At 67.6% G+C, this 21,800-nt stretch carries 22 protein-coding genes and 2 tRNA genes; 7 read left to right on the forward strand and 17 right to left on the reverse strand.

The genetic code is table 11. From position 1 onward, the window contains the following. Positions 1 to 99 precede the first annotated feature (99 nt). On the reverse strand, positions 100 to 1,908 hold the full coding sequence (gene lepA / locus AC1RJ9_RS01975; RefSeq protein WP_492835185.1) for a translation elongation factor 4: 1,809 nt from the start codon (positions 1,906 to 1,908) through the stop codon (positions 100 to 102). Between the two features lie 162 nt (positions 1,909 to 2,070). Between lepA and AC1RJ9_RS01980 the strand changes: the two genes are divergently transcribed. Continuing rightward, the gene (locus tag AC1RJ9_RS01980) at positions 2,071 to 2,811 is read left to right on the forward strand and encodes a DUF1134 domain-containing protein (RefSeq protein ID WP_492835183.1); all 741 of its coding nucleotides are present in this window, start codon (positions 2,071 to 2,073) and stop codon (positions 2,809 to 2,811) included. On the opposite strand, the gene AC1RJ9_RS01985 is transcribed toward AC1RJ9_RS01980, so the two are convergent. From AC1RJ9_RS01985 to infC, 13 genes are all read right to left on the reverse strand, one after another. Continuing rightward, entirely contained in the window at positions 2,808 to 4,385 is a 1,578-nt protein-coding gene (locus tag AC1RJ9_RS01985; protein ID WP_492836075.1) for a DUF4139 domain-containing protein, read from the reverse strand. The two genes, AC1RJ9_RS01980 and AC1RJ9_RS01985, sit on opposite strands and share 4 nt — an antisense overlap. 2 nt (positions 4,386 to 4,387) lie before the next feature. Beyond that, positions 4,388 to 5,782, reverse strand: coding sequence for a DUF4139 domain-containing protein (locus tag AC1RJ9_RS01990; RefSeq protein ID WP_492835181.1), 1,395 nt, complete (start codon positions 5,780 to 5,782; stop codon positions 4,388 to 4,390). Between the two features lie 76 nt (positions 5,783 to 5,858). Next, positions 5,859 to 6,449 (reverse strand): peptide-methionine (S)-S-oxide reductase MsrA, encoded by a 591-nt coding sequence (gene msrA / locus AC1RJ9_RS01995; protein ID WP_492835179.1) that lies wholly within the window; start codon positions 6,447 to 6,449, stop codon positions 5,859 to 5,861. Positions 6,450 to 6,504: 55 nt separating this feature from the next. Beyond that, the gene (locus AC1RJ9_RS02000; RefSeq protein ID WP_492835177.1) at positions 6,505 to 6,792 is read right to left on the reverse strand and encodes a hypothetical protein; all 288 of its coding nucleotides are present in this window, start codon (positions 6,790 to 6,792) and stop codon (positions 6,505 to 6,507) included. Continuing rightward, positions 6,777 to 7,073 (reverse strand): hypothetical protein, encoded by a 297-nt coding sequence (locus tag AC1RJ9_RS02005; protein WP_125156234.1) that lies wholly within the window; start codon positions 7,071 to 7,073, stop codon positions 6,777 to 6,779. Before AC1RJ9_RS02005 ends, AC1RJ9_RS02000 begins: the two co-directional genes overlap by 16 nt. A 123-nt stretch (positions 7,074 to 7,196) precedes the next feature. Beyond that, positions 7,197 to 7,343: a hypothetical protein gene (locus AC1RJ9_RS02010; RefSeq protein WP_492836073.1), complete on the reverse strand. Its 147-nt coding sequence runs from the start codon at positions 7,341 to 7,343 to the stop codon at positions 7,197 to 7,199. A 287-nt stretch (positions 7,344 to 7,630) separates the two neighbouring features. Continuing rightward, positions 7,631 to 10,069, reverse strand: coding sequence for a phenylalanine--tRNA ligase subunit beta (gene pheT / locus AC1RJ9_RS02015; protein ID WP_492835175.1), 2,439 nt, complete (start codon positions 10,067 to 10,069; stop codon positions 7,631 to 7,633). A gap of 123 nt (positions 10,070 to 10,192) precedes the next feature. Continuing rightward, entirely contained in the window at positions 10,193 to 11,266 is a 1,074-nt protein-coding gene (gene pheS, locus AC1RJ9_RS02020; RefSeq protein ID WP_492835173.1) for a phenylalanine--tRNA ligase subunit alpha, read from the reverse strand. A gap of 214 nt (positions 11,267 to 11,480) precedes the next feature. Further along, a complete protein-coding gene (gene rplT / locus AC1RJ9_RS02025) occupies positions 11,481 to 11,840 on the reverse strand; it encodes a 50S ribosomal protein L20 (protein ID WP_099580311.1) in 360 nt (119 codons plus the stop codon). A 15-nt stretch (positions 11,841 to 11,855) separates the two neighbouring features. Next, positions 11,856 to 12,056: a 50S ribosomal protein L35 gene (gene rpmI / locus AC1RJ9_RS02030; RefSeq protein WP_018061454.1), complete on the reverse strand. Its 201-nt coding sequence runs from the start codon at positions 12,054 to 12,056 to the stop codon at positions 11,856 to 11,858. 130 nt (positions 12,057 to 12,186) lie between these two features. Next, a complete protein-coding gene (locus AC1RJ9_RS02035; RefSeq protein ID WP_492836071.1) occupies positions 12,187 to 13,419 on the reverse strand; it encodes an MFS transporter in 1,233 nt (410 codons plus the stop codon). Then, the gene (locus AC1RJ9_RS02040) at positions 13,416 to 15,347 is read right to left on the reverse strand and encodes an alpha/beta hydrolase family protein (protein ID WP_492835170.1); all 1,932 of its coding nucleotides are present in this window, start codon (positions 15,345 to 15,347) and stop codon (positions 13,416 to 13,418) included. Before AC1RJ9_RS02040 ends, AC1RJ9_RS02035 begins: the two co-directional genes overlap by 4 nt. 138 nt (positions 15,348 to 15,485) lie before the next feature. Then, a complete protein-coding gene (gene infC, locus AC1RJ9_RS02045; RefSeq protein WP_099580303.1) occupies positions 15,486 to 16,007 on the reverse strand; it encodes a translation initiation factor IF-3 in 522 nt (173 codons plus the stop codon). A gap of 253 nt (positions 16,008 to 16,260) precedes the next feature. On the opposite strand from infC, the gene AC1RJ9_RS02050 reads away from it, so the two are divergent. Next, positions 16,261 to 16,860, forward strand: a complete 600-nt coding sequence (locus AC1RJ9_RS02050) for a YitT family protein (protein WP_492835167.1) — start codon at positions 16,261 to 16,263, stop codon at positions 16,858 to 16,860. Positions 16,861 to 16,868: 8 nt separating this feature from the next. Here the strand turns inward: AC1RJ9_RS02050 and AC1RJ9_RS02055 are convergent, their stop codons facing one another. Beyond that, on the reverse strand, positions 16,869 to 17,840 hold the full coding sequence (locus AC1RJ9_RS02055; protein ID WP_492835165.1) for a glycosyltransferase family 9 protein: 972 nt from the start codon (positions 17,838 to 17,840) through the stop codon (positions 16,869 to 16,871). Further along, positions 17,837 to 19,009 carry a glycosyltransferase family 4 protein gene (locus AC1RJ9_RS02060; protein ID WP_492835163.1) on the reverse strand — a complete coding sequence of 391 codons (1,173 nt, stop codon included), beginning with the start codon at positions 19,007 to 19,009 and terminating at the stop codon, positions 17,837 to 17,839. The genes AC1RJ9_RS02055 and AC1RJ9_RS02060 overlap by 4 nt, the downstream gene beginning before the upstream one ends. Before the next feature lie 55 nt (positions 19,010 to 19,064). Here AC1RJ9_RS02060 and AC1RJ9_RS02065 point away from each other — a divergent pair, with 55 nt between their 5' ends. The 3 genes from AC1RJ9_RS02065 to AC1RJ9_RS02075 are packed head-to-tail and all read left to right on the forward strand — an operon-like array spanning position 19,065 to position 20,550. Then, entirely contained in the window at positions 19,065 to 19,937 is an 873-nt protein-coding gene (locus AC1RJ9_RS02065; protein WP_492835161.1) for an alpha/beta fold hydrolase, read from the forward strand. A gap of 56 nt (positions 19,938 to 19,993) precedes the next feature. Then, positions 19,994 to 20,296 carry a CopG family ribbon-helix-helix protein gene (locus AC1RJ9_RS02070; protein WP_492835159.1) on the forward strand — a complete coding sequence of 101 codons (303 nt, stop codon included), beginning with the start codon at positions 19,994 to 19,996 and terminating at the stop codon, positions 20,294 to 20,296. Next, entirely contained in the window at positions 20,266 to 20,550 is a 285-nt protein-coding gene (locus tag AC1RJ9_RS02075) for a type II toxin-antitoxin system RelE/ParE family toxin (RefSeq protein WP_492835157.1), read from the forward strand. The genes AC1RJ9_RS02070 and AC1RJ9_RS02075 overlap by 31 nt, the downstream gene beginning before the upstream one ends. On the opposite strand, the gene AC1RJ9_RS02080 is transcribed toward AC1RJ9_RS02075, so the two are convergent. Then, the gene (locus tag AC1RJ9_RS02080) at positions 20,547 to 21,407 is read right to left on the reverse strand and encodes an SDR family oxidoreductase (RefSeq protein ID WP_492835155.1); all 861 of its coding nucleotides are present in this window, start codon (positions 21,405 to 21,407) and stop codon (positions 20,547 to 20,549) included. The genes AC1RJ9_RS02075 and AC1RJ9_RS02080 overlap by 4 nt on opposite strands. A gap of 161 nt (positions 21,408 to 21,568) precedes the next feature. Between AC1RJ9_RS02080 and AC1RJ9_RS02085 the strand changes: the two genes are divergently transcribed. Both AC1RJ9_RS02085 and AC1RJ9_RS02090 read left to right on the forward strand, forming a co-directional pair. Further along, a tRNA-Gly gene (locus AC1RJ9_RS02085) sits at positions 21,569 to 21,643 on the forward strand. A gap of 50 nt (positions 21,644 to 21,693) precedes the next feature. Next, a tRNA-Gly gene (locus tag AC1RJ9_RS02090) sits at positions 21,694 to 21,768 on the forward strand. Positions 21,769 to 21,800: the final 32 nt, after the last annotated feature.

The raw sequence follows: 21,800 nt of genomic DNA on the forward strand, positions 1-21,800 counted from the left end.
GGACGCGCGGCGACGGGGGTAGGGCGATCGGTCGGCCCGACCTTTTCCTCGACGCACGCCATTCCGGCCCTTCTCCCGCCAGGGGAGAAGGAAGCCCGATCAATCCTCGTCCATCTTCAGCGCCGCGATGAACGCTTCCTGCGGGATCTCGACCTTGCCGAACTGGCGCATGCGCTTCTTGCCGGCCTTCTGCTTGTCCAGCAGCTTGCGCTTGCGCGAGGCGTCGCCGCCGTAGCACTTCGCCGTGACGTCCTTGCGCAAAGCTCTAACCGTTTCGCGGGCGATGATGCGGCCGCCGATCGCCGCCTGGATCGGGATGACGAACATGTGCTGCGGGATGAGTTCCTTCATCTTCTCGCACATGCCCCGGCCGCGGCTCTCGGCGCGGTCGCGGTGGACCAGCATGGAGAGGGCGTCGACGGGCTCGGCGTTGACCAGGATCGACATCTTCACCAGGTCGCCGACGCGGTAGTCCTCGACCTGATAGTCGAAGCTGGCATAGCCCTTCGAGATCGACTTCAGGCGGTCGTAGAAGTCGAAGACCACCTCGTTCAGCGGCAGGTCGTAGACGACCATGGCGCGGTTGCCGACATAGCTGAGCTCGCGCTGCATGCCGCGACGATCCTGGCACAGCTTGATCACGCCGCCGAGATATTCGTCGGGGGTGAAGATGGTGGCCTTGATCCAGGGCTCGCTGATGCTCTCGATCTGCATCACGTCGGGCAGATCGGCGGGGTTGTGGAGTTCCCGCTCCGTGCCATCGCGCATGTGGATCTTGTAGACGACCGAGGGCGCCGTCGCGATCAGGTCGAGGTCGAACTCGCGGGACAGGCGCTCCTGGATGATCTCCAGGTGGAGGAGGCCGAGGAAGCCGCAGCGGAAGCCGAAGCCCAGGGCGGCGCTGGATTCCATCTCGTAGGTGAAGCTGCCGTCGTTGAGGCGCAGCTTGCCGACAGCGGCGCGCAGGTCCTCGAAGTCGGCGGCGTCGACCGGGAAGAGGCCGCAGAACACGACCGGCTGGACCTCCTTGAAGCCCGGCAGGGCCTGGGCGGTCTGCTTCTTCTCGTCGGTGATGGTGTCGCCGACGGCGGCGTCGGCCACTTCCTTGATCGAGGCGGTGAAGAAGCCGACCTCGCCTGGGCCCAGTTCCTGCACGTCGGTGGCCTTGGGCGTGAACACCCCGACCTTGTCGATGCGGTGGGTGGCGCCGGTCTGCATCATGCGGACCTGCTGGCCGGCCTTCAGCGTGCCGTCGAAGATGCGCACCAGCACGACCACGCCGAGATAGGCGTCGTACCAGGCGTCGACCAGCAGGGCCTTCAGCGGGGCGTCGCGCTCGCCCTTGGGAGGCGGCAGGCGCTTGACGATGGCTTCCAGCACGTCGTGGATGCCCAGGCCCGACTTGGCGCTGGCCAGCACGGCGTCGCTGGCGTCCAGGCCGATCAGGTCCTCGATCTGGGCGCGCACGCGCTCGGGCTCGGCGGCCGGCAGGTCGATCTTGTTGAGGACCGGGACGATCTCGTGATTGTTGTCGATGGCCGAATAGACGTTGGCCAGGGTCTGGGCTTCCACGCCCTGCGAGGCGTCGACGACCAGGATCGAGCCTTCGCAGGCGGCCAGGCTGCGGCTGACTTCATAGGCGAAGTCGACGTGGCCGGGGGTGTCCATCAGGTTGAGGATGTAGTCCTCGCCGTCGTCGGCGTGGTACTTCAGGCGCACGGTCTGCGCCTTGATGGTGATGCCGCGCTCCTTCTCGATGTCCATGTTGTCGAGAACCTGGGCGCTCATCTCGCGCGCGGTCAGGCCCCCGGTCTCCTGGATCAGACGGTCGGAGAGGGTGCTCTTCCCATGGTCGATGTGGGCGACGATTGAAAAGTTGCGGATCTTGTCGAGAGGCGTCGAAGTCATGGCCGTGCGCATATCACATTTGGCCCGCTTCGCGAGGGCCTGAACATGTCCCGTCCGCGGCGACGCTTTGGGCATGCTTAACCGCTCGTTAAGTTTGGAGCCGCAAACCGGTCTCAATGGCTTGCAACAGTGTTGCAATGAAACTGATCCAGAGGGCCTGACATGGACCGTCGCAAGCTGATCCTCTCGGGCGCCGCCGTCGGTCTGAGCACCGTGGCGACCGAGGCCCTGGCCCGCCAAAGCCGCTACAGCGAACAACTGCCGCCGCCGCAGCCGATCGGTCCGGCGAGCCCCGCTCCAGCCGACCCGTACGCGTCCTCGTCGTCGCGGCCCGTCGCGGGGGACGCCTATGCCTCCCCGCCGCCGTCTCCGGCGCCGGCCTCGAACGGCAATACGCCGGCCTACGACACCGGCCGCGCCCAGACCTATTCTGCCGACGAGATGATCCGCGCCACGTCCGACTTCCTCGGCGTGACGGCCGAGAGCGCCGGCGCGGCGATCGAGAAGGTCTTCAAGGAAAAGGGCCAGCCCACTGCCTATATCGCCGGCGAGGAGGGTTCGGGCGCCTTCGTGGCCGGTCTGCGCTACGGCCGCGGCCTGCTCTACATGAAGGGGCGTCCGACCCTTGAGACCTTCTGGCAGGGGCCGACGATCGGCTGGGACTGGGGCGGCAACGCCAGCCGGGTCTTCACCCTCTGCTATAATCTGCAGTACCCCGACGCCATCTTCCGCCGTTTCCCTGGCGTGGAGGGCAGCGCCTATCTGATCGGCGGCCTGGGCGTGAACTACCAGAAGGCCGACGACATCACCCTGGCCCCGATCCGCGCCGGCGTCGGCCTGCGCCTGGGGGCCAATGTCGGCTACCTCGGCTACAGCCGCAAACGCCGCTGGATGCCGCTCTAGGCGTCGTACTCGATCGCATAGCGGAAGCCGCGGGACTGGTTGGGGGCCAGCGTCACGCGCCAGGCGACCATGCCCTGGCGGATGTCGTGCTTCTGCGGCTCGGCGACGACCCTGAAGCTGGTCAGGTTCGGGTTCTGCCGCACCTCGATGGTCACCGGGATGGTCTTGGCGTTCGAGAGATCGACCTCGTAGGTCCGGCGCAGGCGACCCTTCCTCAGCGTCTCTTCGGCGACCAGGCGCGGGCGGGCCAGGATATCGACGGCTTGGCCGATGACCAGATCCAGCGGCTCGCCGACGGCGACGTCGCGCACGGCCTGCTCGCCGGCGAAGGTCGGGCGGCCATCAATCGTCTCCATGGCCGAGAGCGCGCCGGAGGGCAGGGGCTTGCCCAGGCCGCTTCGCACCGTGTTGTCCAGGCGCAGGGTCACGGCCGGCGCGCGGAAGCCTTCATCCTCACGACCGCTGTCCCACGGATTGATCGTCACGACATAGAGCCGCTGGAAGGCGACGTCCTTCTGGTCGAGGAAGGCCACCTGCTTGGTCTGGCGTGGGTTCAGGGTGACCGGCGCGGGCAGGGTATAGAGCTTGTAGTCGCCCAGGTTCGACTGCTCGGCCAGCTTGGCGCGCGCGCCGGTGACGGTCGGAACCGGCGGCGCGGCGGAGATGACCGGCGGAATGGGCAGGGGCGGCGGCCCAAAGTCCGCGCGCGCCTGGACCTGGGCGCCCGCGTCACTCTCGATCCGGTGCGTGGTGTCCATCGGCCAGCAGTTGCGGCTGATCGGCAGGGGCCGGCCCCTGTCGACGCGCACATACTGCCGCGACAACCGCCCGGCCACGGCCTGCGTTCTGGCGTTGGCGAACTGGCTGCCGCCGCTGTTGACCAGGGTCAGCCAGCCGGTCAGGTCCAGCCGCTTGCCGTCCGGATGGATGCGCGCGACGTAGTCGGCCTGCCAGTTCACCCCCAGCGCCAGGTAGGACAGCGTCAGCTTCGCGCGGGTCGGCGAGGGGACGTCGACGATGGTCGACAGGCTGGGCTTGTCGGTCAGGCCGTCGGGAACCGCCGACAGCACCAGGCGCTCGGGCCCGCCGGAGCAGCCCAGGGCCTCGACGCCTTCGGCTGTCTGGACCAGCAGGCCGTTGGGGCCCTGCAGCAGCGTGGCGTCGACCGTCCGTTGGCGGCCGGTCTTGCGGTTGGTGCGGACCACCTGGATCGGCTGGCCCAGTGACCGTTCGACCAGGGTTCCGGGGCTGAGCAGGGCGTAGTCGTAGTTGCGCTCGACAGCCTTGCCCGGCAGCCCCTCGACCGCCGCGCTCTGCGGAATCAGGCCCTCGGCCACGCCGTCGAAGCGGATCGTGTGACGGCCGGCGGGCAGGTCGACCGTGCGCGTCTCGGTGACCAGGATCAGGCCCTTTTCAGCGGCCTGGGCGCGCTGCCAGGCGTTCAGCGCCTGGAACGGTCCGTCGCCGTCGCGATAGAGCGTGACGGCCACCGTCTCGGGCGCGCGGGAGTCGATGGTGTCTGCATGGGCTGGGAGCGCGGCGGCGAAAGCGAGCGCGCCCGCCAGGGCGCGCATCCTCACCACCCCGTCTCCACCGTGAAGGTCAGGACCGTCTCTCCATTGGCCGGCACAGGGACGCTCCAGCCCAGGGTGCGGGCGTCGATGACGCGGCTCTTCAGGCTCTCGGCCTTGACCTCGCCGTCGCGCCACAGCCCCCCCTGGCGCAGCTCGACCACGACCGGCTGGTCCTTGGCGTTGCGCAGCAGGTATTTCATCTCGTAGCGGGTGCGGGTCTTGGAGACGCGCGTTTCGGCGACGAGGGTCTGCTGGCTGGAGACGTCGAACGCCTCGCCGGTCTTGATCGAAAGCTCCGAGCCGGCCGGCGTGTGGCCGATGGCGTTCTCGCCGACGAACTTCGGGTCACCGGCCGCGTCGCGCACGTAGACCCGCATGACCCCGGCCGGCAGCTGGCTGCCCAGGCCGCCCAGCCTGCCGTTGCTGAACTGGATGGCGACCACGGCCTTGACCGGCTCGGCCTGGGTGGAGAACCAGCCTTCGCGCACCTCGTAGACCTTCTTGGCCGCGACGCCCTGGGCCGACAGGAAGCCGACCTGCTTGTTCTGGTTGGAGGCGATCGTGGTGCGCTCGGGCAGGGGGTAGACATAGTAGTCCGCGATCCGCGCGCCGGTCCCGCTCTCCGCGCCAGCGCGCACCACGCCGGGAACGCCGCCGGGGGTGACTCGTCGGGGCTGGCGATAGGTGTTGGTCGAGGTCAGCTGGCTGACGTCGCCGGCGACCAACTGGGTCTTGGCGTTCTCGAACGGCGTGCCGGAGGTGTTGGACAGGGTGATCCAGCCTTGCAGGTCCAGCGCGCTCTTGGCCTCGTCGAACAGGGCGACATAGTCGGCCTTCCACGACAGGCCCGAGGTCAGGTAGCTCAGCTTGGCCTGGCGCGGGCCGGCGTTGGCGGCCTCGATGCTGACCGACAGGGTCGGGCGGGCGCGCAAGGTCTCGGGCACCTTGTCGAAGATCACCCGCGTGGGGACGCCGTCGTCACGCAGCACCTCGATGCGGTCGCCGATCTTCAGCACCACGCCCTGGTTGGCGGCCAGCACGGTGGCGACCTCGGTGGTCTCCTTGCCATCGCCCGGATTGGTGCGGACGATCTTCACCTGCTGGCCGACCGCCTTCTCCATCAGCTTGTCGGGGGTCAGCAGGTCGTAGTCGAAGTTCTGCTCCAGGATGCTGACGCCCGGGGCCGAAAGGCTGACGGTCTCGGGACGGATCTGGGCCGAGACGTCCTTGAACTCCAGCTTCTGGCGGCCGGCCTTCAGGTCCAGCGGGCGAGCGTCCTCGACCAGCGCCAGGTCGGAGTTGTAGATGGTGATCGAGACTTCTCGCGCCTGAGCGCGGGCCGCGTCGAGAGGAACCAGCAGCAGGCCAGCCGAAGCAAGCAGAGCGCGACGATGCATCGACGTCTTCCCGTGTGTTTACAAAAGTAAAACAACACGGGATTGCGGCGGAGTCTAGGCCAGGTTGAGCTTAAACCTAACCGCCCCACACCTGCTTTAGGCGCGCATCCCGCCCGCAGCCCGTGCGGTAGAGGTTGTAGTCCAGCGCGTGCCGCTTGGCGTAGTCGCGGTGATATTCCTCGGCGGGATAGAAGACCTGCAGCGGCAGGATCTGCGCCTTCATCGTGCCCGACTTCAGGCGCTTGGCGGCCTCGGCCTGCGACTTCTCGGCGATAGGACGCTGGGCGGGGGTGACGAAGACGGCGGGGCGGTAGGACGGGCCGCGATCGCAGAACTGGCCGCCGTCGTCGGTCGGGTCGACCAGCTTCCAGTAGCGATACAGCAGGAAGCCGTAGTCCAGCTTGGCCGGGTCATAGGTGACGCGCACCGACTCGTAGTGGCCGCTGCGTTCGCTGGTGACATCGCGATAGGTCGGGTTCTTGACGTGGCCGCCGGTATAGCCGCTCTCGACCTTCAAGACGCCGGGGATGCCGCCCATGTCGTGCTCCATGCACCAGAAGCAGCCGCCGGCGAACACGGCGGTCTCGGTCTTAAGCGTCGCGGCGGCGGACGCGCTGACGCCGGTGAGGGCGAAGAGGGTGGCGAGGAGGGTGAGGAGGCGGCGCATCGAAGTCTCTCCAGAAGCGGACTTGATCCTAGATACGCAGGGAAACGCCGAAAGGTTACGCCCGCCAGCCGAAACCGACGCCGCGCACGCTGGGACAGGCCGCCAGGCGCGAGGCCAGCACCTCGGCCCGGGCGTCGCCCTGGTCGTCGATCTCGAGGCGAATGGCCATGTGCTGACCTTCGGGAGCGGCGGACAGGGCGCGCAGACGGGTCTGCTGCACCGAGGCCACGCCCAGCACCCGCATCAGGGCGTCGGGCGTGTCGTCGGTGGTGACGAGGAAGAGGCGGCGTTTCTCTTCGTCCGGTTTGGGAGGGTCTACGAGGTCGCTCACGGTCGGAACCACTGGTGCTCTACCGAGGCCGAGTTGACGCCGGGCCAGGCGGCCAGGTCGCGGGCCAGCAGGCGGGCGGCCTGGTCGCCCAGATGGCGGACGCGCAGGCTGGCTTCGACGATCTGGCCAACCGGCTTCATCGTCAGGCCGCACAGCTCGGCGCCGCTGTCGCTCAGGCCCTGGCGCACGGCCTCGAGGGCGCTGGGCGCGTCCTGGGCGGCCAGCAGCAGTTGGTGGACGGTGACGCCTTCCTGGTCGCTATGGAAGGATGGTGGGGAGGGCAGGTAGCTCATTGGAGTTGGTCCTGTGCATGAGAGACTTGGAGGACCGAGGAACCGCGCAACAAAAAACCCCGCTCGTGGGAGCGGGGCTTTTGGAGATCTTGCGATCCTTCGGCTGTGTGGAGGGTAGGTTTCCTACCGCCTGCGCCGATTTTGCCCCGTTCGAATTCGCACGGTTTTAATCTGGTTGTTAATCATGCTCCACATCGCCACGCACGACATCGCACCCACGGCGGCGAGGCCGGTGGTCACGAAGGCGGCGAAGGCGAAGGTCGATTGCATGTGGAAGCTATGAGTCCAGTTAGCGCTTGTTACAGGTAGCGTGACGTTGGCCATCGCGCAAGGTCTTGCCTGTGAGATGGGCGATCGGTCGCGGGAGAGGCGCGTTTTGCCCTGATCGAGGCGACGTGCCCGGAAACTCAGCACAGGCCCCCACCTGACCTGCTGGCGCAGGTCTGTCCGCCCCCAAGCGGGGCGGAGAAGGGCAGGGCGCATCTCCTCCCCCCATTGGGGAGGGGGACCGCCGAACGGCGGTGGAGGGGGCCAGCGCCGAGCCGGCCCCCAAAGCACTACGACCGCAGCTTGCCGCCGGCCTTCTCGGCCGCCGTCACGATCTTGGCCGACAGGGCCTCGATCTCGACTTCGGTCAGGGTCGCTTCACGCGGTTGCACGACGACCTCGATCGCGATCGACTTGAAGCCCTCCGGTACGCCGGGGCCTTCATAGACGTCGAACACGCGCGCGGCGGTGATCAGCGCCTTGTCGGCGCCGGCCGCGGCCTTGACCAGATCGCCCGCCGCCTTGGTCTTCTCGACCAGGAAGGCGAAGTCGCGGGTCAGCGGCATCAGGGCCGAGGGCGAGAAGGCCGGGCGGGACTTGATCGACTTCTTCTTCGGTTCGGGGATCGCCTCCAGGGTGATCTCGAAGCCATAGACCGGGCCGGCGACGTCCAGGGCCTTCAGCACCGCCGGGTGGATCTCGCCGAACTCGGCCATCACCGCCTTGGGGCCCAGCTGCAGGCGCGCCGAGCGGCCCGGGTGCCACCAGGACGAGGCCGAGCCCTGCGCAGTCTGCAGCGAGGCCACCGGTGCGCCCAGCTCTTCCAGCAGGGCCAGCAGGTCGGCCTTCACCGTGAACACGCCGCCTTGCGCCGCCTTGTCCCAGCCGCGCGGAGCCTTGGGGACCAGGATGGCCGAGATCACGGTGCGCTGGTCGCTGGGACGCTCGCCGTGGAAGGTCGGGCCGATCTCGAACAGGGCCGCGTCGGGGAAGCCCTGGCGCGCGTTGCGGCCGGCCGCGTCGATCAGGTTGGGCAGCAGCGACGGACGCATGCAGTCCAGTTCCGAGGCGATCGGATTGGCCAGCAGCATCTCCGGCTGGCCGCCGCCGAACAGCCGCGCGGTCTCGTGACTGGTGAAGCTGAAGGTCACGGCTTCCGAATAGCCGGCCGCCGCCAGGGCGCGACGGGCGGTGCGGGCGCGGGCCTGCTTGGCGGTCAGGATGCCGCCGACGGCGCGCGGAACTTCCGGCAGCGGCGTCGAGGGCAGGGCGCCGTAGCCGGCGATGCGGGCGACCTCTTCCACCAGATCGGCCTTGCCTTCCACGTCGCGGCGGAAGGTCGGCGGGGTCACGCAGACCACGCTCTCGGCGTGCATCGCGAACTCGGTCGTCGAGACGTCCTTGGGCGCTTCGATCTTGAAACCGAGGTCGGCCAGGATCTTCAGGCTACGCTCGGGCTCGATCTCAAGGCCCGACAGCTGGCCGACATAGGCCGGGTCGAACAGGACGGGCTTGGGCGCGGCCGGGGCCTCGCCGACCAGCAGCACTTCCGACGGCTCGCCGCCGCACAGCTCCAGGATCAGCTTGGTGGCCAGCTCGACGCCGGGGACCAGCGAGCCGGTGTCTACGGTGCGAGCGAAGCGGTACTGGGCGTCGCTGGCGATGCCGGTGGCGCGGCCTGTCTGGGCCGTGCGGATCGGGTCGAACCAGGCGCTCTCGACGAAGACGTCCGTGGTCTCTTCCGAGCAGCCGGTGCTCTCGCCGCCCATCACGCCGCCCAGGCCGATCGGGCGCTCGCCGGACGCATCGGCGATCACCGCCATCTCGGGCGTCAGCTCGTAGGTCTTGCCGTCCAGGGCGATCAGATGCTCGTCGCCATGGACGCCGTGGCGGCCCAGGCGCGTCGAGATCTCGGTCCCCGACAGCTTGTGCGCGTCATAGACGTGCAGCGGGCGGGCGCGGTCGTAGGTGATCAGGTTGGTGACGTCCACGAGGGCGTTGATCGGGCGCAGGCCGATGGCGGTCAGGCGGTCGGCCAGCCACTTGGGCGAGGGGCCGTTCTTGACGCCGCGGATGTAGCGGCCGGCGAAGACCGGGCAGGCCTCGCCATCGACCTTGACGGTGATCGGCGAGGGATAGGTCCCGGCGATCGGCGCGATCGACACGTCCTTCAGCTTGCCCACGCCGGCGGCGGCCAGGTCGCGGGCGATGCCCACGACGCCCAGCCAGTCGGGCCGGTTGGGGGTCACTTCGAAGTCGATGACGGCTTCCAGGCCCAGGGCGTCGACGGCCGGCGTGCCGACCGGCAAGGCGTCGGGCAGCTCCATGATGCCGGCGCTCTCGGTGGCGTATTCCAGCTCGGCGGCCGAGCAGAGCATGCCGTTGGAGACGACCCCACGCACCGGCTTCTCGACCAGGGTCACGTCCAGGCCAGGCACATAGGCGCCGATCGGAGCGTAGATCGTGGTCAGACCCGCGCGGGCGTTCGGCGCGCCGCAGACGATCTCCTTGCGGCCGTCGACGGTGTCGACCTGGCAGACCTGCAGGCGGTCGGCGTTCGGGTGGCGGGCGGCCTCGACGATCTTGCAGACCGTGAAGGGCTTAAGCTTGGTCGCCGGATCAATGACGTGCTCGACCTCGAGCCCGGCCATGGTCATGGCCGCGACGATCTCGGGGACGGTGGCGGTGGTCTCAAGGTGATCCTTGAGCCAGGAGAGGGTGAATTTCATTTTCGGTCTCCAAGCCCCTCCCCCTTGCGGGGAGGGGTTGGGGTGGGGGTGCGTGCTCGGAGATGGCGGTGTTTCACCCCCACCCCCGGCCCCTCCCCGCAAGGGGGAGGGGAGGGTTCAGGTCTAGCTCAATCCCGACGCCGGGTTCGGCGCGGCGAACGCGCTAAAGCCGTAGTGCGACAGCCAGCGGACGTCCGACGACCACATGTCGCGCAGGTCCGGCATGCCGTACTTCAGCATCCCAAGACGGTCGACGCCCATGCCGAAGGCGAAGCCCTGGTACTCGTCCGGATCGATGCCGCAGGCGCGCAGCACGTTCGGGTGAACCATGCCGCAGCCCAGGATCTCGAGCCACGACGTGCCCTGGCCGATCTTGATCTCGCCGCCCGAGCGGTCGCACTGCACGTCCATCTCGGCCGACGGCTCGGTGAACGGGAAGTGGTGCGGCCGGAACTGGGTGGTGACCGCGTCGGTCTCGAAGAACCGGGCCAGGAAGGTCTCCAGGGTCCATTTCAGGTGGCCCATGTGGATGCCCTTGTCGATCACCAGGCCCTCGACCTGGTGGAACACCGGGGTGTGGGTGGCGTCGTTGTCCACGCGATAGGTGCGGCCCGGCGCGATGATGCGGATCGGAGGTTTCTGCGACACCATGGTCCGCACCTGCACCGGGCTGGTGTGGGTGCGCAGCAGCATGCGTTCGCCGTTCTCCTTCGTGTTGAAGAAGAAGGTGTCGTGCATCTCGCGGGCCGGGTGCTTCGGCGGGAAGTTCAGGGCCGTGAAGTTGTGGAAGTCGTCCTCGATGTCCGGACCTTCGGCCACCGCGAAGCCCATCTCGGCGAAGATGGCGATCATCTCGTCCATGGTCTGCATGGTCGGGTGGACGCTGCCCTTGCGGCGATAGGGGGCCGGCAGGGTGAGGTCCAGGGTCTCGCTGGCCAGGCGCGCGTCGAGTTCGGCGGCCTCGAGGGCGGCCTTCTTCTCGGCGATGGCGGCGGCGACGGCGTCGCGCAGGGCGTTGATCGCGGCGCCTTGCGTCTTGCGCTCCTCGGGGCTCATCGCCCCCAGGGTTTTCAGCAGGCCGGAGATCGAGCCGGTCTTGCCGAGGGCGGCGACGCGCACCGCATCGAGGGCGGCGAGGTCCGTCGCGCCGGCCACCTGGGCCAGGACGTCGGATTTGAGGGTGTTGAGATCGGTCATGACGGGCATCCGTCTAGGCGGTTAAACTTCTATTGTCATCCCGGACGGCCTGAAAGGCAGATCCGGGACCGCAGGAAACGCCGAGCCTTTGGCGGTCCCGGCTCTGCGCGCTTCGCGCTTGGCCGGGATGACAGCTTTCAAGGCAGCAAAAAGCCCTCCGGTTCGCACCGGAGGGCTTTTCTAGATCGCAATCGGGACGGACCCGAGAAAGACCTTAGGCGGCCAGGGCGGTGCGGACCTTGTCAGCAATGGCCTTGAACGCAGCCGGGTCGTTGCCCGCGATGTCGGCGAGGACCTTACGGTCGATCACCACCCCCGCCACGTCCAGGCCGTGGATAAATTGCGAGTAGGTGAAGCCCTCGATGCGAGCGCCGGCGTTGATGCGTTGGATCCACAGCGAGCGGAAGGCGCGCTTGCGCACCTTGCGGTCGCGGTACGCGTATTGACCGGCCTTATCGACGGCGGCCTTGGCGGTGCGGATGGTGTTCTTGCGGCGGCCGTAGAAGCCCTTCGCCTGTTCAAGAACCTTCTTGTGCTTGGCGTGGGCGGTGACGCCACGTTTGACGCGAGCCATGTGTCAGCGCTCCTCTTAAAGGCCGTAGGGCAGGTACGAACGGATGGTCTTGGCGTCAGCCTCGCTCATCACCTTCGTTCCGCGGTTTTGGCGGATGTACTTGCCGTTGTGGCCGATCAGACGGTGGCGCTTGCCGGCGACGCCGGCTTTCAGCTTACCCGTGGCCGTGATCTTGAAGCGCTTTTTGGCGCCCGACTTGGTCTTCAACTTAGGCATTTCGCGTCGGAGCTTTCGCCCCGTCCTCTGGGATAGCAAGACGAACCGCCATGGCATGCCAATTGGCCAGGCGGTTCCGGAAAGGGGGCGTTACTAAGGGAAAGACTCGCCGAAGGCAAGCACTTAGGCCTCAGGCCGCCGCTTTCGTGCGGTGGACGATCGTCACGGCGAAGAAGATGGCTGGAACCATCAGGGCCGCGCCGAACCAGTAGGGGCCGCCGATGGCGAGGCCAAACAGCGGACCGGCCAGCAGCGGACCGCCGATGCGGGCCAGCGAGCCGGCGGCCATGTTCAGACCCAGCATCTGGCCCTGGCGGTCCGCCGGGCTGGCGCGGGAGATCAGGGCCGCCACGCAGGGGAAGACCAGCGACTGGCCAAAAGCGGTGCAGCCGACGGCGACGATGGCCAGGACGGGATGGGTCACGAACGGCGAGACGAACAGGCTGGCGCAGATGATGACGAGGCCCACGGTCAGCACGCGGCCTTCGCCAAAGCGACGGGCCAGGCGTCCGGTCAGCAGGCCCTGGCCCAGCGAGGCGATGACGCCGATGACCGCGAAACACAGGCCGACCTCGCGCGGGCCCCAGTCGAAGCGGGCGTTGGCCCAGAGGCCAAAGATCGATTCCATGCCCGCGAAGGCGCCGGTCGAGACCAGGGTGACCAGCAGCACGCGCGACAGGATCGGGTGGGCCGAGGCCGCGCTCAAGGCCTCGCGCCGGCCGGGCTGCTTGACGCCCGGAGCGGAGGGCGCGCGGCTCTCGGCCACGAACAGCAGGACGCCGACCGTCGCCAGCGCCGCCATGCCGGCGGCCACGAACAGCGGGATCTGAAAGCCTAGCCTGCCGGCGCTGGGATGGGCCAGCAGGCCGCCCAGCGACGGGCCGATCACGAAGCCGGCCCCGAAGGCCGAGCCCAGCAGGCCCATGCGCCCGGCGCGCTTCTCGGGCGGCGTGACGTCGGCCATGTAGCCCTGGATGGTCGAGATGTTGCCGCTGCCAAAACCGCCGACCAGGCGGATGGCCATGGCGATCCAGATGTTCGGCGCGAAGGCCAGGGCCAGGTAGGCGATGGCGTTGGCGATGATGGTGACGATCAGCACCGGCCGCCGGCCGATGCGGTCGGACATCCGCCCCCAGAACGGCTCGCCGAAGAACTGGCCCAGGCTGTAGGCGGCGAACATGGTCGTCACCTGCCACGGGGCGGCGTGCATCGCCTTGGCGTAGAAGGGCAGCAGCGGAATGACCACGCCAAAGCCCACCAGGTTGATGAAGACAACCAGGAGCAGGACGGCCAGGGCGCGGGGACTGTTGGCGGGGTCGGACATCGGGACGCGCGGTTTACGCCTGAACCTCGGCCTTGTCAGTCGGGCGGGTTGTTCTTTTCGACGAAGGCGACGGCCTCGGTCAGCATCCTCAGGCGCGTGGCGCCGCGCGACAGCCAGTGGTCCTCGCCGTCCAGGGTGATGAAACTGACCGGCTTGCCGGCCTTCTTCAGGGCGGCGGCCATGGCCTGGCTCTGGTCGTAGCGCACCACGGTGTCGTCCTTGCCATGGATCAGCAGGACGGGGATGTCGACCTTGGCGGCCTGCTGGGCGGGAGAGATGGCGGCCAGGTCGGGATCCCTTATCCCGTCGGCCCCCATGAACCGTAGCCAGTAGCGCTGGGAGGGGCCGGTTTCACCGTTGTTGGCATCGCGAACGGACAGCAGCATCTTCCTCAGGTCCGACGGCCCGGCCACCGAGACAGCGCAGCGATAGACGCCGCGATCCAGCGTCGCCCCGGCCAGGGCCGCGTAGCCGCCGTAGCTGGCGCCGACGATGCAGACGCGTTTAGGATCCACGACGCCCTGTTTCGTCAGGTCGCGGACGCCATCGGACAGATCCGTCTGCATCTTCCTGCCCCACTCGCCGAAGCCCGCCTTGACGAAGTCCCAGCCAAAGCCTTCGGAGCCTCGGAAATTGGGCTGAAGCACGGCATAGCCACGCGAGGCCAAGGCCTGGCTCCACCAGTCGAAGCCGGGCGTGTCGCGGCCCTCCGGGCCGCCGTGCGGCAGCACGATCAGCGGCAGGTTCTTCGGATCGCGACCCTTGGGCAGGGTCAGATAGCCGGTAATCTCCAGGCCGTCGGCGGCCTTGTACTTGATCGCGCGGACCGGCGAGATCGCCGCGGGGGTAAGGCTCTCGTAGACGTCGCCCAGCCAGACGGCCCGCTTGGTGTTGAGATCGACCAGGGCATAAGCCTGCCCGGCCTCGGACGAGTCGACCAGCACCACCACGTGCTTGCGGTCCTTGGACCAGGAGGCGAGCGAGACGCGGTCGCCCTTGAAGGCCTTGATCACCGCGTTCCAAGCCTTCTGGCTGGTCTCGTCGAAGAAGGTGTAGGTCAGGTCATCGCCCTTGAGCGTGACGCCGCCCAGCAGGGCCAGGGTGGCTGGATCGTGGATCAGGCTGCTGAGGTCGAGGTCGTTGGGCAGGTCGACATGCTTGTCGCCGCCGTATTCGCGCAGGAAGTCCTTGTTCTTGTCGTCGGTCCGCCAGACCAGCACCGATTTGCCGTCGCGGCCGAAGCCGGCGATGCCGTACGAGCCCATCGGCGTGTCGGCCTCGTCGACCGTGCGCCAGGCGTTGTTCAGCTTCATGCGCAGCGACCAGTGGCCGCGCTTGCTGTCGTACAGGGTTTGGGCCACCGGCTCGCCCTGCGTGTCGACCAGCCAGCCGTCGGTGTCGATGCGCGCGCCTCGATCCAGCGCCCGTGTCACGTTTGTGCGCAGGTTGATGCGGTACAGCATGTCCACGCCCTGATTGTCGATGAACTGGATGCCCTCCAGGAAAACGAACGGCTCGTTGTCGATGATGCGCGGCATCGGCGGACCGATGATCACGTTCATGGCCGACGGCTGGCTGCGCAGCAGAGGTGTCTGCTTCTTGGTCTTCAGATTGAAGTCCGTGGCCATGTAGTACTCGCGCGCCGGACCCGAGAGACCCATCACGTCGGCGGTCTGGGAGGCCACCATCAGCAGATGGTCCTCACCGACCCAGGTGACCCCGCGCAACTTGGTGGGGCCGGCATTGATGCCGGCGAGGATACCGCCGCCGACCTGGCGGACGACCAGGGAGCGCTGCTCGCCATTGGTCAGGATAACCGCCAGCTTCGTACCGTCGGGCGAGATTTCGACCCCTTCGATGGTCGGTAGTTGGCCGTAGACAGCAAGACCGGGTTTGTCGGCGGCGCGCGCCGGACCCGACAGCAGAACGAAACAGGCCGCACCGGCGGCCAGGATGGACTTCAACACGCGACAACTCCCCCAACTGCGCCAAACTCTACCAGAGGGTGCGGGCGTGTCGAGGCGCGCGAAGAGCGACAAGCGCCCAAAACAAAACGCCCCGGCCGCAGGGGCCGGGGCGCTTCGATGTCTACCCGTGATCGGATCTTAGCGCGGGGCCAGGATCATGATCATCTGACGGCCTTCCATGCGCGGCTCGTACTCGACCTTGGCGACTTCGTCGAAGTCGGCCTTGACCTTGTGCAGCAGCTTCATGCCCAGCTCGGGGTGCGCCATTTCACGACCGCGGAAGCGCAGGGTGACCTTCACCTTGTCGCCTTCCTCGAAGAAGCGAGTCATGGCTTTCGCCTTCACCTCATAGTCGTGGATGTCGATGTTCGGCCGGAGCTTGATCTCCTTGAGCTCGACCACCTTCTGCCGCTTGCGCGCCTCGTTCTTCTTCTTCTGCTCCTGGAACTTGAACTTGCCGTAGTCCAGGATCTTGCAGACGGGCGGATTGGCGTTCGGAACGATTTCCACCAGGTCCAGGCCCGCTTCCTCGGCCGCTTCCATAGCGGACGCGGTCGGCATCTCGCCTTGCTTCTCGCCATTCTGGTCGATCAGCAGGACGCGGGGGACGCGGATGTCTTCGTTGATACGCGGTCCGTCTTTAACGGGCGGCGTTTGCATAGGACGGCGAATAGGGGCGGCTCCGGGACTGTTGATGTGAAGCGTGAGTAGTAAGGGTATAGCTGAACGCGCGCGCACCGCGCTGGGCGCGCCGCGAGAAAGTGATATATGACGCGCCGGCCGCGCTCTATCAAGCGAAGGCGGTCAAAGAGACGTCGGGCGGGTCCAGTTTTTTCTGATCCCAGCGTGCGCAGGGGTGGAAACGGCGAGACGGGGACGTGTTTTCCCTCTTCAAGACGCCCGCCCGAGCTCCATGAATCAGCATCGTCACACCGCCTTGGAGGACGTCCACGCCCTCCTGATCGGCTCCAGCTTCATCGCCGTGGGCCTGACCCTGCTCAAGGCCGCGGGCCTCGTGACGGGCGGCGTGGCCGGGGTGGCGCTGATCCTCTCGTACCTGGGCGGTTGGCCCGTGGGGACGGTGTTCTTCCTGCTGAACCTGCCGTTCTACGTCCTGGCTCAACGGACCATGGGCTGGGTCTTCACCTTCAAGACCTTGGCGACAAACCTGCTGCTGGCCGGCCTGGCTTTCGCCATGCCGCACTGGCTGAAGATCAGCCACGTCGATCCGATCTTCTCGGCCGTGTTCGGCGGCACGATCATCGGCATGGGCATCCTGGCCCTGGCCCGTCACCGCTCCAGCGTCGGCGGTGTGGGGGTGCTGGCGCTCTATCTGCACGAGCGCCGGGGCGTCAGCGCCGGCAAGGTCCAGATGGCCGCCGACTGCCTGGTCGTTCTGGCGGCCTTCTTCATCATTCCCTTCGACAAGCTGCTGTTGTCGATCGCCAGCGCCGTGGCGCTGAGCGCGGTGATCATCGCCAACCACAAGCCGGGCCGGTACGCGGGGTACTGACCCGCGAATCAGTGGGGCAGCAGCGCCATCGCCGCGCTGGCCACGGTGCTGACCGGCAGGGCCTTCAGGTCGGGCGAGCGGATCACCGCCACGTGGCCCCGCGGGCCGCACAGCTCGGGATCCGAGGCGTCGGAAAACAGGGCGATGGTCGGGGCGCCGGCCGCGGCCAGCAGGTGGGTCGGGCCCGTGTCGTTGCCGACGGCGAGGGCGGCCTTGGCTCCCAGCACGGCCAACTGAGCGAAGTCGGTGCGGCCGGTCAGATCGCGGGCCCCGCCGACGGCCTTCTGGATGTGGCGGGCCATGGCGCTTTCCTGCGGGCCACCGATGATGACGATGTCCAGGCCCCGCGCCTTCAGCAGCGAGCCCAGTTGGGCGTAGTTCTCGACCGGCCAGCGTTTCTCCGGCCGGTGGGCGGAGCCGCCCGGCACGAACAGGACGTAGGGGCGCGGCGCGGCGGCGCCGGCGACGGGGCGCGGCTCCTTTTGCTTGCGCAGGATCCACGACAGGTCCGGCGGCGGGGCGCTGCCCGGGGCGGTTGGGGCGTCGGGCCAGATGCCGGCGGCGCGAAGTTGGTCGGCCTGGCGCTCCAGGGTGTGCATGCGCAGCCGCGCCGCCCCCTTCTGCGGCAGCGACGCGCCGAAGGCGACGCCGTTCCATTGCGGCGGGAAGGGACGCAGCAGCTGGAAGTACCAGTTGGTGCGGCTGTTGGTCTGCAGGTCGTAGATCCGGTCGTAGCGCGCCTTGCGGATACGACCGATCATGGCCAGGGTCTCGCCCAGGTCGCTGGGCCGGCCATCGGTGTCGACGGTGTTGAAGTACGGGCTGAGCTTGGCCAGGGCTTCGTAAGGCGGCGTGGTCAGGAGCGTGATCTTGGCCTTGGGGTGGGCCTCGCGGATCTTCTTCATCGCCGCGAGCGACAGGACGAAGTCGCCCAGGGCTCCCAGCTTGATCACCAGAACCTTCTTGATCTCCTTGCTCAAGACGAACGCTCCGAACTCAATATGCGTGCATAGACCTTGAGGGTCGCTTCGCACATAGCGTCCACCGAATACAACCGCCGCGCACGAAGACGTGCGGCCTGGCCCAGGGTCTGTCGTCCGGCCGCGCCGATCTCGCAGGCTTCGAGCAGGGCGTCAGCCCAGGCCTCGGCGTCGCCGGGCGCGACGAGCCAGCCGGTCTCGCCGGGGATGATGGTCTCGCGCGTCGCTCCGTGGTCCGAGGCCATGGCCGGGCGGCCCATGACTTGCGGCTCGACCGCGGTGCGGCCGAAGGCCTCCGGCTCCAGCGACGGGGCGATGGCGATGTCGGCCAGCAGGTAGGCGGCCGGCATGTCGTCGCAGTGTCCGACCAGCTTGACCGCGGCCTGCAGTCCGGCGGCGGCGATGGCGGCCTCGAGCTCGGCGCGATAGCCCTTGCGGCCCTGGTCGTCGCCGGCCAGCAGCAGCAGCACCCGATCCTCGCCGCGCGCCTTCAGCAGGGTCATGGCCTCGATCATCAGGGCCTGGCCCTTCCAGCGGGTCAGGCGACCGGCCAGCAGCACCTTCAGCCGGCGCTCGCCATCGGCCAGGTCCCAGGCCTTGCGCAGGGCCGCGATGCGGTCAGCGCCGACCACGCCCGGCTCGAAGCGGGTGAGGTCGACGCCGCGCGGGATGGCCACGACCTTCTCGGGCGCGATGTTGTGTTCTCGAATGATGTGGTCGCGCGTGTACTCGGAATTGGCGATGACCAGGTCGCCCTTGGTCATGACCGCGTTGTACCAGCGTTTCAGATTGGACCTGGCGTTGTAGACGCCATGATAGGTGGCCACGAACGGGACCTTGGTCGCGTGGGCGGCCCATAGGGCGCTGAAGGCCGGAGCGCGCGAGCGGGCGTGGACCAGACTGACTTTCTCGCGCCGGATCAGGTCGATCAGCCGCGCGGCGTTGCCCAGCATGATCAGCGGGTTCTTCGACTGGGCGGGCATCTGGGCCAGACGGCCGCCATCGGCCTCCAGGCGTGAGGCCATGCGCCCGCCCTTCGTCGCGACCAAGGCCTTGCCGCCTTGCGCCACGACGGCGTGGGCGACATCAATCGTCGTCTGCTCGGCCCCGCCTGTTTCCAGCTCAGGCGTGACTTGCAGCAGGGTGAAGCCGGCGGGTAGGTCGGGCACGCGACTCTCGATGAAACGAACGCGTTTTAGTTAACGAAAGGATCAAGGCGACGCCATGACCGAATCCCCAGGCGCTGTGACGCGCGAAGACGGTTCGAAGATCGCTTTCCGCCGTATCGAGGGGGAAGGGCCCACGGTCGTCTGGCTGGGCGGCTTCCATAGTGACATGAGCGGGACCAAGGCCGAGGTCCTGGCCGAGCACGCCAAGGCGACGGGCGGGTCCTATATCCGCTTCGACTATTTCGGCCACGGCCAGTCCGACGGCGCGTTCAAGGACGGCACGATCAGCCGCTGGCGCGAGGACGCCCTGGCGGTGATCGACCAGCTGACCGACGGGCCGCTGGTGCTGGTCGGCTCGTCCATGGGCGGCTGGCTGTCGTGCCTGGCCGCCATCGCCCGGCCTGACCGGGTGAAGGCCATGGTGCTTATCGCGCCCGCGCCGGACTTCACCGAGAAGCTGATGGAGCCCGAGTTGTCGGCCGAGGCCAAGGCGGCCATCGCCCGCGACGGCTTCTGGATCCGGCCGTCGGAGTATGACGACGGCGGTTACGCCATCACCCGCGAACTTCTGGAAGATGGGGCGCGGTGGTCGATTCTGCCGGGACCGGTCCCGATCGACGTCCCGGTGCGGGTGCTGCAGGGCGGCGCCGACCCGGACGTGCCTTGGACCCACGCCCTGGAGCTGGCCAACGCCCTCAACAGCCAGGACGTCGTCTTCAGTCTGATCAAGGATGGCGATCACCGGCTCTCGCGTCCTCAGGATTTACAACGCCTCGTCGCCGCTGTCGCCGAAGCCAAGGGTTTGGCCGAACCGGAGGAGGGCGATCTCGTCTCTCGCCGCCTGGCGCGGGCCGCGCGGCTACGCAACGTGGCGGGTCTGGATGCGGTGGGGATCGCCCCGAGGCCGCCGGCTATCGACGACGAGTAGCTGGCATTTCTCCTCGGTCGGTGTATCTTGTTCGTGAATTGTTCTGGACTGAGCCAATGGCCAAGACCGCTTCTCTCAGCATAGAGCTCGACGGTGATTTGGATCGCCTGCTCTCTGAAGTCGCCGAAGTGATGGACCAACCCAAGGCGGCAGTGGTTGAGCAGGCGCTGCGAAATTTCCTCGAACTGCGCGATTGGCAGGACCGCGCCATCGATGAAGGTCTTCGAGCTGCCGAGGAGGGGCGTGTTTTCGAGCACGACGACGTCGCCAAGTGGGTGGAGTCGTGGGGGCAGCCGAACGAACTGCCCAGGCCCGGCCGCAATAGCCTGTGCGGGTTCGTTGGACCGATCCGGCGCTAGACGATCTTGAGTATGCTCAAGCGTGGATCGCGAATGATCGGCCGATGGCCGCGCTAGATCAGGTCAGTAAGATTCTACAGGCTTCGAAGGGGTTGCGGGACTTCCCCAATCTCGGTCGGCCGGGACGTCGCGGTGGAACTCGCGAGCTTGTCGTCCCTGGGGGGCCCTTCATCGTCGCTTACAAGGTGCGTGGAGAGGTGATCGAAATCCTTCGCGTGTTCCACGGCTCGCGGCGCTGGCCAGACAGCCTCTAACCGCCCGCTTTCAAAATCGCCGCGAGCCCCTCGCGGTAGGTCGGATAGGCCGGCCGCCAGCCCAGCTCCGCCTTGGCCAGCGCGTTCGAGACGCGCTTGTTCTCGGCGTAGAAGCGGCGGGTGGCGGGGGACATGCCCAGTGCGTTGAACGGCAGGTCCGGCGGGACCGGGACGCCCAACAGCTTGGCGGCGTGCTCCATGACGTCCTGCGGCGGGGCTGGCGCGTCGTCGACCAGGTTGTAGACGCCGCCCGCCCTAGGTCGGTCGAGCGAGGCCAGCAGGCCCGAGACGATGTCGTCGAGATGGATGCGGCTGAACACCTGGCCCGGCTTGACGATGCGACGGCCTTCGCCGGCGCGCAGGCGATCCAGGGCGCTTCTGCCCGGGCCATAGATGCCGGGCAGGCGGAAGGCGGTGACGGTCAGGCCCATGCCGCGTCCGACCTGGCGCCAGTCGCGTTCGGCCCCGACCCGGCGAGCGCCCTCGACCGACTGGGCCTTCAGCGGCGTGGTCTCGAACACCCAGCGGCCATCGTAGTCGCCATAGACGCCGGTCGTTGACAGATAGCCGATCCAGTCGGGGAAGGCCTGAGCCTGGGCGAGCGCGGGAACCAGCGATTCAAGGGCCGGACAGCCGTCGGGGCCGGGCGGGGCGGTGACGAGCACGGCGCTCACCCCCAGGAGCGCGGCGGCGATGGCCTCGCGGTCGTCCGGATGGACGGGCGTGATCGCCTGGGCGCGCAGCCTGTCGGCCTGGTCCGCGTCCCGCGCCGTGGCGGCGATCTCCCACCCTCGGGCTCGCAAGGCGCGCGAAAAGGCCGCGCCGACATAGCCCATACCGAACACAAACAGACGCAACGCCTAGAACTCCGCCCCTGGAAAAACCCAGCCTAAACCCGTCCGGATCAAGCCTCCGAAAAAAGGCTGTCGGCAACCCCTCAAAGGGCGCTTGCCAAGCGCGAAGGCCTCTGCCATAAGCCGCCTCCTCGTCGCGGGGCGCTCTTTTGAGCCTCGCCGATGCGGGCGTAGCTCAGTGGTAGAGCACAACCTTGCCAAGGTTGGGGTCGAGAGTTCGAATCTCTTCGCCCGCTCCATTCTTTCGGAACTACCGGGAGAATGGAGCGACTATATATCTCGCGAATGGGCGGGCGTAGCTCAGTGGTAGAGCACAACCTTGCCAAGGTTGGGGTCGAGAGTTCGAATCTCTTCGCCCGCTCCATTCTCGATCATCTTCTGAAAATTCAGACGCCT

This window comes from Caulobacter sp. GW822-FHT07D08 (genome assembly GCF_058798735.1).

Excerpts from the sequence above, each read along its gene's own strand:
- AC1RJ9_RS02005 (WP_125156234.1), bottom strand. The coding sequence starts at position 7,073 with ATGAGCTACCTGCCCTCCCCACCATCCTTCCATAGCGACCAGGAAGGC.
- AC1RJ9_RS02010 (WP_492836073.1), bottom strand. The coding sequence starts at position 7,343 with ATGCAATCGACCTTCGCCTTCGCCGCCTTCGTGACCACCGGCCTCGCC.
- AC1RJ9_RS02070 (WP_492835159.1), top strand. The coding sequence starts at position 19,994 with ATGGCCAAGACCGCTTCTCTCAGCATAGAGCTCGACGGTGATTTGGAT.
- rpmI (WP_018061454.1), bottom strand. The coding sequence starts at position 12,056 with ATGCCTAAGTTGAAGACCAAGTCGGGCGCCAAAAAGCGCTTCAAGATC.
- AC1RJ9_RS01985 (WP_492836075.1), bottom strand. The coding sequence starts at position 4,385 with ATGCGCGCCCTGGCGGGCGCGCTCGCTTTCGCCGCCGCGCTCCCAGCC.
- AC1RJ9_RS01980 (WP_492835183.1), top strand. The coding sequence starts at position 2,071 with ATGGACCGTCGCAAGCTGATCCTCTCGGGCGCCGCCGTCGGTCTGAGC.
- pheT (WP_492835175.1), bottom strand. The coding sequence starts at position 10,069 with ATGAAATTCACCCTCTCCTGGCTCAAGGATCACCTTGAGACCACCGCC.
- AC1RJ9_RS01990 (WP_492835181.1), bottom strand. The coding sequence starts at position 5,782 with ATGCATCGTCGCGCTCTGCTTGCTTCGGCTGGCCTGCTGCTGGTTCCT.
- AC1RJ9_RS02065 (WP_492835161.1), top strand. The coding sequence starts at position 19,065 with ATGACCGAATCCCCAGGCGCTGTGACGCGCGAAGACGGTTCGAAGATC.
- msrA (WP_492835179.1), bottom strand. The coding sequence starts at position 6,449 with ATGCGCCGCCTCCTCACCCTCCTCGCCACCCTCTTCGCCCTCACCGGC.
- AC1RJ9_RS02050 (WP_492835167.1), top strand. The coding sequence starts at position 16,261 with ATGAATCAGCATCGTCACACCGCCTTGGAGGACGTCCACGCCCTCCTG.
- infC (WP_099580303.1), bottom strand. The coding sequence starts at position 16,007 with ATGCAAACGCCGCCCGTTAAAGACGGACCGCGTATCAACGAAGACATC.
- rplT (WP_099580311.1), bottom strand. The coding sequence starts at position 11,840 with ATGGCTCGCGTCAAACGTGGCGTCACCGCCCACGCCAAGCACAAGAAG.
- lepA (WP_492835185.1), bottom strand. The coding sequence starts at position 1,908 with ATGACTTCGACGCCTCTCGACAAGATCCGCAACTTTTCAATCGTCGCC.
- pheS (WP_492835173.1), bottom strand. The coding sequence starts at position 11,266 with ATGACCGATCTCAACACCCTCAAATCCGACGTCCTGGCCCAGGTGGCC.